This is a genomic window from Achromobacter sp. (assembly GCF_057314935.1).
The window spans coordinates 68,898-77,135 of sequence record NZ_DBHKZA010000025.1 but is presented as its reverse complement, the minus strand read 5'-3'; the positions used below and the strand labels follow the sequence as shown (position 1 = coordinate 77,135).

General features: G+C 65.8%; 9 protein-coding genes and 1 pseudogene. 1 reads left to right on the top strand and 9 read right to left on the bottom strand.

Features of this window, described 5'->3' with window-relative positions:
* Positions 1-118: pseudogene (locus ACO6D5_RS11880) on the bottom strand (electron transfer flavoprotein subunit beta/FixA family protein); the annotation flags it as partial.
* Between the two features lie 70 nt (positions 119-188).
* Positions 189-1,112, bottom strand: coding sequence for a histone deacetylase family protein (locus ACO6D5_RS11875; RefSeq protein WP_315845741.1), 924 nt, complete (start codon positions 1,110-1,112; stop codon positions 189-191).
* A 10-nt stretch (positions 1,113-1,122) separates the two neighbouring features.
* Here ACO6D5_RS11875 and mltB point away from each other — a divergent pair, with 10 nt between their 5' ends.
* Complete coding sequence (gene mltB / locus ACO6D5_RS11870) at positions 1,123-2,277, top strand: lytic murein transglycosylase B (RefSeq protein WP_315845740.1); 1,155 nt, start codon at positions 1,123-1,125, stop codon at positions 2,275-2,277.
* A gap of 81 nt (positions 2,278-2,358) precedes the next feature.
* On the opposite strand, the gene cysM is transcribed toward mltB, so the two are convergent.
* From cysM to ACO6D5_RS11835, 7 genes are all read right to left on the bottom strand, one after another.
* The gene (gene cysM / locus ACO6D5_RS11865; protein ID WP_315845739.1) at positions 2,359-3,267 is read right to left on the bottom strand and encodes a cysteine synthase CysM; all 909 of its coding nucleotides are present in this window, start codon (positions 3,265-3,267) and stop codon (positions 2,359-2,361) included.
* A gap of 163 nt (positions 3,268-3,430) precedes the next feature.
* Positions 3,431-3,982, bottom strand: coding sequence for a ComEA family DNA-binding protein (locus tag ACO6D5_RS11860; RefSeq protein WP_485825493.1), 552 nt, complete (start codon positions 3,980-3,982; stop codon positions 3,431-3,433).
* A gap of 196 nt (positions 3,983-4,178) precedes the next feature.
* The gene (gene rfaD / locus ACO6D5_RS11855; protein WP_315845737.1) at positions 4,179-5,168 is read right to left on the bottom strand and encodes an ADP-glyceromanno-heptose 6-epimerase; all 990 of its coding nucleotides are present in this window, start codon (positions 5,166-5,168) and stop codon (positions 4,179-4,181) included.
* Positions 5,165-6,106, bottom strand: a complete 942-nt coding sequence (gene rfaE1, locus ACO6D5_RS11850; RefSeq protein ID WP_315845736.1) for a D-glycero-beta-D-manno-heptose-7-phosphate kinase — start codon at positions 6,104-6,106, stop codon at positions 5,165-5,167. The genes rfaD and rfaE1 overlap by 4 nt, the downstream gene beginning before the upstream one ends.
* Complete coding sequence (gene lapB, locus ACO6D5_RS11845; RefSeq protein ID WP_485825492.1) at positions 6,103-7,320, bottom strand: lipopolysaccharide assembly protein LapB; 1,218 nt, start codon at positions 7,318-7,320, stop codon at positions 6,103-6,105. Before lapB ends, rfaE1 begins: the two co-directional genes overlap by 4 nt.
* A gap of 59 nt (positions 7,321-7,379) precedes the next feature.
* On the bottom strand, positions 7,380-7,694 hold the full coding sequence (locus ACO6D5_RS11840; protein ID WP_006225143.1) for a LapA family protein: 315 nt from the start codon (positions 7,692-7,694) through the stop codon (positions 7,380-7,382).
* A 183-nt stretch (positions 7,695-7,877) separates the two neighbouring features.
* Positions 7,878-8,237, bottom strand: coding sequence for an integration host factor subunit beta (locus ACO6D5_RS11835; RefSeq protein WP_485825491.1), 360 nt, complete (start codon positions 8,235-8,237; stop codon positions 7,878-7,880).
* Position 8,238 lies beyond the last annotated feature (1 nt).

Below are 8,238 nucleotides of genomic sequence, written 5' to 3'. Positions count from 1 at the left end.
CGTCAAAGGGGTTCATGGACATCTTCACATTGGCGATATCCACGCCAGTCTGATCCGACTTGACGCGCACCTTGACGTTGTAGTCAACGACGCGCTTGACAGGTACCAACACCTTCATCCCGCTGCCTCCAAATGGAAATAATGACCCGGCATGCGCCGGGATCGCATTGCACAATTTTTTCCTGATTCTACAGCTTCGCCAGCGCTCGTATATGCGCAACCACGCTGCGGCCCAAGGCGGACAAGTTGTAACCGCCCTCCAGCGTGCTGACGATCCGCCCCTGGCAGTGGCGTTCCGCCACGTCCACGAGCTGCTCGGTGATCCAGGCGTAGTCGGCCTCGACCAGGCCCATCTGGCCCATGTCGTCCTCGCGGTGGGCGTCGAACCCCGCCGATACCAGGATCAGTTCCGGACGATGGGCCTCAAGCCTGGGCAACCAGGTGTCGGTGACGATCGTCTTGACCGCGGCGCCCGTGGTGTAGGCGGCCACAGGCACATTCAGCATGTTGGCGGCCGGGTGTTCCGTGCCGCTGTTGGGAAAGAACGGGTGCTGGAAAAAGCTGCACATCAGCACGCGGTCGTCCCCGGCGAAGACGTCTTCGGTGCCGTTGCCGTGGTGGACGTCGAAGTCCACGATGGCCACGCGCGACAGGCCGTGGAAGTCCAGCGCATGGCGCGCCGCGATGGCCACGTTGTTCAAGAAGCAGAATCCCATCGCCTGCGACCGGCAGGCATGGTGGCCGGGCGGACGCACGGCGCAGAAGGCCGTGCGGGCCTCGCCGCCCATCACCGCATCCACCGCCGCCACCCCTGCGCCGGCCGCATGCAGAGCGGCCTCGTAGGTGTGCGGATTCATCAGCGTGTCGGGATCTATCGGGTAATACCCTTGGTCCGGCGTATGTTCGCGCAAACTGTCCAGATACTGGACAGTGTGCACGCGCAGCAGGTCATGACGCGATGCCTGAGGCGCCTGCCGGTCGTCCAGATAAGGCATCAGTCCGCTTGCCAGCAATTGGTCGGAAATGGCGTCCAGCCTCTGCGGGCTTTCGGGATGCCAACTGCCCATTTCATGCAAGCGGCATGCCGGGTGAGTAAGATACATGGTCTCCATAAGGAAGATTATGTTCATCTGTCGGCGATTACTGCAACTCGGAACACTCTCCGCCCTGCTGGCGGGCTGCTCCACCACCGCTCCCACCGCTCCAAATTCACTCGCCGCGCAACCCGCGGCCGCCACGGCCAACACCGCTATCCGCATCGGGCCCAGTACGCCGACACCAGGCTCCGAACTCCCCGACGATGCACCCGCCACACTGACCGCCACCGGCGCCCTGCGTCCGGAAGTGCGCAGCTTCGTGGAAGAACTGGCCGCAGAACGCCAGCTGCCGCTGAACCCCATGGTCAAGGCGCTGGAAAGCTCACGCTACAACGCCACGGTGTCGCGCCTGATCGCGCCTTCCCCACCGGGCAAGAAGATCTGGCGCAGTTGGCTGACGTACCGGTCGCGCTTCGTCGAACCCAAGCGCATCGGCTGGGGCGTGGACTTCTACAACGAGAACCGCGACCTGCTCAACCAGGCCGCGCAGCGTTTCGGCGTGCCGGCGCCCATCATCGCGTCGATCATCGGCGTCGAAACGCTGTATGGCCGCAATATGGGCAATTTCCGGGTGCTGGACGCGCTGGCCACACTGGCCTTCGACTATCCCGACCCCAACAAGCCCGAACGCGCCACGATGTTCCGGGGCCAGTTGGCGGATTTCCTGACGCTGGTCATGAAAGACAAGCTGGACCTGGAGACGCGGGGCTCGTATGCCGGCGCCATTGGCATGCCGCAATTCATGCCCACCAGCATCATGCACTACGCGGTGGACGGCGACGAGAACGGCCATATCGACCTGACCAACAATACCCAGGACGCCATCATGTCCGTGGGCAGCTTCCTGGCGCAGCATGGCTGGCAGCGCGGCCTGCCCGTATTCGCGCCCGTGGCCCTGCCCCCGGATCCCACCGCGCTGGTCGATGGCGGACTGGAGCCCAAGCAGAGCTGGGCCACGCTCAGCGCCGCCGGCGCGCGCCTGCAACCGGGCGCGTCCGCGACGGGCTGGGGCAGCCAGCCCCTGGGTGTGGTCGATCTGGTGGAAGAGGCCCGGGGTACTGCCCAGTACCGGGTCGGCACGCCCAACTTCTTCGCCCTGACCAAGTACAACCGCAGCTACTTCTACGCCACCTCGGTGGCGGACCTGGCCAGCGAGATCGAAGCCCGCGTCGCGCGCTGATCCTCCTCCGGCAGACAGGAAAACGCCCCGTTGAACGGGGCGTTTCTTATCGTGGGGGCTGTGCCCCTGCACACTCAGAGGTCAGTTGAAGACGCCCGTGGACAGATAGCGGTCGCCGCGATCGCACACGATGAAGACGATCGTGGCGTCGTTGACGCGCTGCGCCACACGCAGGGCGGCAACCAGCGCGCCGGCCGACGAAATCCCGCCAAAGATGCCCTCTTCCGCGGCCAATCGGCGCGCCATGACTTCAGCTTCCGATTGCTCGATGGACTCGTAGGCGTCCACGCGGCTGCGGTCGAAGATCTTCGGCAGGTAGGCCTCGGGCCATTTCCGGATGCCGGGAATCTGCGAGCCTTCAGCCGGCTGCGCTCCCACCACCTGCACCGCCGGATTGCGCGATTTCAGATAGGTCGACACGCCCATGATGGTGCCCGTCGTGCCCATGGCGCTGACGAAGTGCGTGATGCGGCCCTCGGTCTGGTCCCAGAGCTCGGGGCCGGTGGTTTCGACGTGTGCGCGCGGGTTGTCGGGGTTGGCGAACTGGTCCAGCACCACGCCCCTGCCGTCCGCCTGCATTTCGGTAGCCAGGTCGCGGGCGTATTCCATGCCGCCCTTGTCGGCCGGCGTCAGGATCAGTTCGGCGCCATAGGCCGCCATGGCCGCCCGGCGTTCCACCGACAGGTTGTCCGGCATGATCAGGATCATGCGGTAGCCCTTCATCGCCGCCGCCATGGCCAGCGCGATGCCGGTATTGCCGCTGGTGGCTTCAATGAGGGTATCGCCCGGTTTGATGTCGCCTCGCGCTTCCGCGTGCTTGATCATCGACAAGGCCGGGCGGTCCTTCACGGAACCGGCGGGGTTGTTGCCTTCCAGCTTGGCCAGGATGACGTTGCCACGCGCGTCGCCCGCGGCACCGGGAATGCGCTGCAAACGCACCAGCGGCGTGTTGCCGACGGTCTGCTCGATAGTGGGGTAGGAGGTAGTCATGCGGACGATGATAACTCCGCCGGGCGGCGGACGCGGCCAAAAGCCGCGCTCCCGCCAGGGGTTACCGCCCGGGGGTTACCGTCAGGGGTTACCGTCCGGGGTTTCCGTCAGAGGTTCCCGCCAGGAGGTGCCCGGCAGAAGGTCCCGTCAGTCGAACCGCCGGTCAGGGCCGGGACGGCGCCTGCGCCTTCAAGGCGGCCGGCTTTGCCGCCGCCGACTTCGCGGCGGCCTTGGCGTCAGAAGGCTTGGCGTCGCCGGGCTTGCCCTCAGGCCTGGCCCCGGGTTTAGCCCCGGGTTTAGCCCCCGTGGACGCACGGACAACCGCCCCTACGCCTGCGGACGCTGCGCCGCCCGTCCCTACCTGCAAGCCTGCCGACTCCAGCGCCTGCGCCTTTTTCAGCCCGATCCCGCGCACGCGCTCGGCCAGATCTTCGAACGAGTCAAACTTGCCGCCGCGCTCCCGCTCGCCCACGATGATCTCGGCGGTGCGCGGACCGATGCCCCGGATGCCTTCCAGTTGCTGCGCGCTGGCCTGATTGACGTCCAGTGCCTGGGCTGGCGGCGCCGCCACGCCCAGCCCCGCCGTCACCAGCAGCGCACCCAGCGCCTGCTGCAGCCTGCGGGGGCGGACCCGCGTCGCGGCTGGCCGGGACGTCCTCCGCCGTGCCGGGCAATCGCGCACCTGAGCGGCGTTGAATTCGAACAAAGAATGCATGAGGGTCTCCTGAACGGACTGGACGCGACGGCTGTCGCGCCACCCTTGAATCATCGCGGTCCCGCGCAACCCCAGGCGGCCCGGTGAACGGAATCATCCACCCCGGCAAGTACGGGGGCGAAAAAAAACCACCGGACCGGTGGTTTCCCTTCAAGGCCTGGCAAGGCGGCGCGACGCCGGCCAGGCGATGCCCGACTTAACGGCGCGCGCGCCAATAGCGCACGTACTCGGCGACGCCCGTCTGCACGTCCCGCATCGGCGCGTAGAACCCGGCGGTGCGCAGTTGGGTGACATCCGCCTGCGTATAGCTCTGGTAGCGGCCCTTCAAGTCGTCCGGGAACGGGATGTAGCGGATGAGATCCAGCTCCACCAGCTGAGCCAACGTCAGCTCGGCTTCGCCGCGCTCGGCGCGCAAGGTATTCACCACCGCCGCGGCCACGTCATTGAACGGCTGCGCCCGGCCCGTGCCGCAATTGAAGATGCCCGACTGCTCGGGATGGTCCAGGAAGTGCAGGTTCACGGCCACCACGTCTTCGACCGAAATGAAGTCGCGGCTCTGCCCGCCATCCACATAGCCGTCCCAGCCCGCGAACAGGCGCACATGGCCATGTTCCAGGAACTGGTTCATGTTGTGGAAGGCCACCGAGGCCATGCGCCCCTTGTGCTGTTCATGCGGACCGTAGACATTGAAGTAGCGCAGCCCCACGACCTGTGCCGTCAGGCTGTCCATGCGCTTGCGCAGCACCTGATCGAACAGCAGCTTGGAATAGCCGTAGACGTTCAGCGGGCCTTCGTTGTCGGGATGCTCGACGTAGATCGACGAGCCGCCATACACCGCTGCCGACGAGGCGTACAGGAACGGAATGCGCCGCGCTTGGCAGAATTCGAACAACTCCAGCGTGACGCGGTAGTTGTTGTCCATCATGTAGCGGCCATTGCGCTCGGTCGTGTCCGAACACGCGCCCTGGTGCAGCACGGCGCGCACGGCCGGCAGGCTGCCGTCGGCGACCCGGCGGCGGAAATCGTCCTTGTCCATGTACTCGGCGATCTGGCAATCGACCAGGTTGACGAACTTGTCGCCTTCGGTCAGATCATCCACCGCGATGATGTCCTGGATGCCGCGGCGGTTCAGCCCGCGCACCAGATTGCTGCCAATGAAGCCTGCGGCTCCGGTTACGACGATCATGAGGATTCTCCTGCCAATTCGGCTGCGGTGACGACGGATGTGCCCAGCTTGCCCACGGCGATGCCGCCGGCCTTGTTGGCCCAGCCCATGGCCTCGGCCCACGGCAAGCCGATCGCGCGCGACACCGCCAGCGTCGCCAGCACGGTATCGCCCGCGCCGGACACGTCGAACACTTCGTGCGCTTGCGCATCGATGTGGTCGCGCCCCGTATCGGTAAACAACGTCATGCCCTGCTCGGAGCGCGTCACGAGCAAGGCTTCCAGATCCAGGTCGGCGCGCAAGCGTTGCGCCCGATCGGTCAATTCGGCCTCGGAATTCCAGCGGCCCACGGCCTGCTGCATTTCCGAGCGGTTCGGCGTGACCAGCGTGGCGCCGCGATAGCGCGCGTAGTCGTCGCCCTTGGGATCCACCAGCACCGGGATGCCCGCATGGCGCGCCATGGCCAGCAGCGATTCGACACGGGTCAGCACGCCCTTGGCATAGTCGGACAGCACGACGATGTCGTGGTTGGCCAGATGACGGGCCAACGCGGCGTCCACGCTGTCCAGCGCGGCCTGCTCCGGGTGCTGTTCGAAATCCACGCGCAGCAGCTGCTGCTGGCGGCCCAGCACGCGCATCTTCAGCGTGGTGTGCAGGGAGGGGTCGGCGATGAGGTCGGTGTGGATGCCGGCTTCGGCGGACAGGCGGCGGATGCTGTCGCCGGCCTCGTCCGCGCCCAGCACGCCCACCAGGGTCACCTGGCCGCCCAGCGCCGCCACGTTGCGGGCCACGTTGGCGGCGCCGCCCAGGCGGTCTTCGCGGCGCGCCACGCGCACCACGGGCACCGGCGCTTCCGGTGAAATGCGTTCGACTTCGCCGAACCAGTAACGGTCCAGCATCACGTCGCCCACCACGAGGACGCGGCTACGCGAAATGGCTTCGGCGGGGAAAGGCTTCATTCAAGTTCTTCCAGGCGGCGCGGCGCATAGGTTTCCCAGGCGTTGCAGCCGGGACATTGCCAGTAAAAACGACGCGCTTGAAAACCGCAACTGCGGCACGCATAGCGGTCCAGCCGTTGCGTGTGCTTGTGGATCAGGCTGCGCAACAGCGTCAGGTCGGCGCCGGGCACCGGCCCCTGCTCCGTGACGCCGGCTTCCGGACTGGCCAGTTCGGCTTCCAGCAGGCGGTCCAGACCCAGCAGGGACGGATGGCTGCGCAGCGCGCCGCGCGCGAATGCCCAGGCGACGGCCGAGCCTTGCTGCACGCGCAATTCGCGGAACACCACATTGAACAGGTCCAGCGAGGCATGGCGCTGGTATTGCTTTTGCAGGAACTCCAACCCGGCTTCGACCTGGCCGGCCGCGCGGTAGTTGGCCAGCAACTGCTCAGCCACCAGGCCGGCGTATTCCGGGGCATCGGTCATCACCGATTCCAGGTACAGGCGTTCGCGCTTGGGGTCCTGCTCCATCAAGGCCAGGCGGGCGCGCAGCACAGCCGTGCGCACCATCGCGCCCTTGCTCTGCGACACGTCGGTGGTGGACAGCGCGTGATCGGCGGCATCCAGCGCCTTGTGCGCGGCATCCACGTCCGCGGGCTTGGCGGTAAGCGCCGTCTGCGCCTGCTCGCAGTAGTAATGCACGATCTGCGGCACCGGCTCGTCGACCAGGCCTTGCAGCGTCTTGACGGCCTCGATGGCTCGCGGCCAATCGTGTTCCGATTCGAAAATGCGGATCAGCGAACGCAGGGCCGGCAGCGCGTAGCGCGTGTCCTTGAGCTGTTCGAAACCGCTTTCCGCGCGGTCCAGCATGCCGGCCTTCAGGAAGTCCTGCGCCAGTTCATGTTGCGCATGTTCGCGCTCGGCGGCCGGCAGGTCGGACCGGCTCAGCAGGCTTTGATGGACGCGGATGGCGCGCTCCATCTCGCCGCGGCGGCGGAAAAGGCTGCCCAGCGCGAAGTGCAGCTCGGTCGTTTCCGGGTCCAGCTTCGCGACTTCGACGAACGCGTCAATCGCACGGTCCGGCTGCTCGTTCAGCAGGAAGTTAAGCCCCCGGAAATACGAGTCGGGCAGGCTGCGGGTTTCCCGAAGCATCTGCCGGATATCGAAGCGCGCGGCCAGCCAGCCGAGCGCAAACAATACCGGCACGAAAATCAACCACCAAGGTTCAAAATCCACTATTCGGGCTCTTGCGGTAATTCAGTGCGAAAAGGAGGTGTGCGGCAGACGGCGCGCCATCACAGCGGCGACATCGGCGCAACGGCTTCCGGCGGCACGACGGGCGTGGTGCCATTGACGGCGGCCTGCACGCGGTCCAGCTCGCGGCGAAGGCGCATGGCTTCGCGGCGGCGGCGCATGGCGGCGGGCACGGTCAGCAACAAGCCAAACAGGGCGCCGGCCACGAATACGACCAGCATCACAACGATCAACGGCACGTCTTGCACGACGTAATCCGCGTAGAACTTCACGGCGACCGGATCAGTGTTCTTCAGGGCGAACATCAATACCGCAATAAACACGAGCAATCGCAGGGCCCAGACGAGATAGCGCATGACGCATGCTCCAGAGAATTCAAGACTGTCAATTGTAAGCGACGCCGCAAAGCCACAAGGAAAAAAAATCCCCGTGAGGCGCCGGGCCGGCACGCGCGCGACCGGAAAAAACAAAGCCCCTTGATTTCTCAAGGGGCCTGTTCTCGGTCCGATCTGCCCGTAGGCAGCCTTTACGCCGAGCCGTCAGTGCATGGCGTGCAAACTTGCTATGGACGGCATCGGTTCACTCGATCCAGAGGATTGAGCGTCCTCGTCATTGCCGCCGACCAGGTCTACCCGTTCGCGCAATTCCTTGCCCGCCTTGAAGTGCGGCACCTGTTTACCAGGCACCAGCACTTGTTCGCCGGATTTCGGATTGCGGCCGACTCGGGGAGACCGCTGCGACAACGAGAAGCTGCCAAAACCGCGGATCTCGATGCGCTGACCCGAGGCCAGGGCCTGGGTCATCGCATCCAGCACGGTCTTGACCGCGTAATCGGTGTCTCGGGCGGCCAGCTGAGGATAGCGGGCCGCCAAGGCGGCGATCAGCTCCGACTTGGTCACG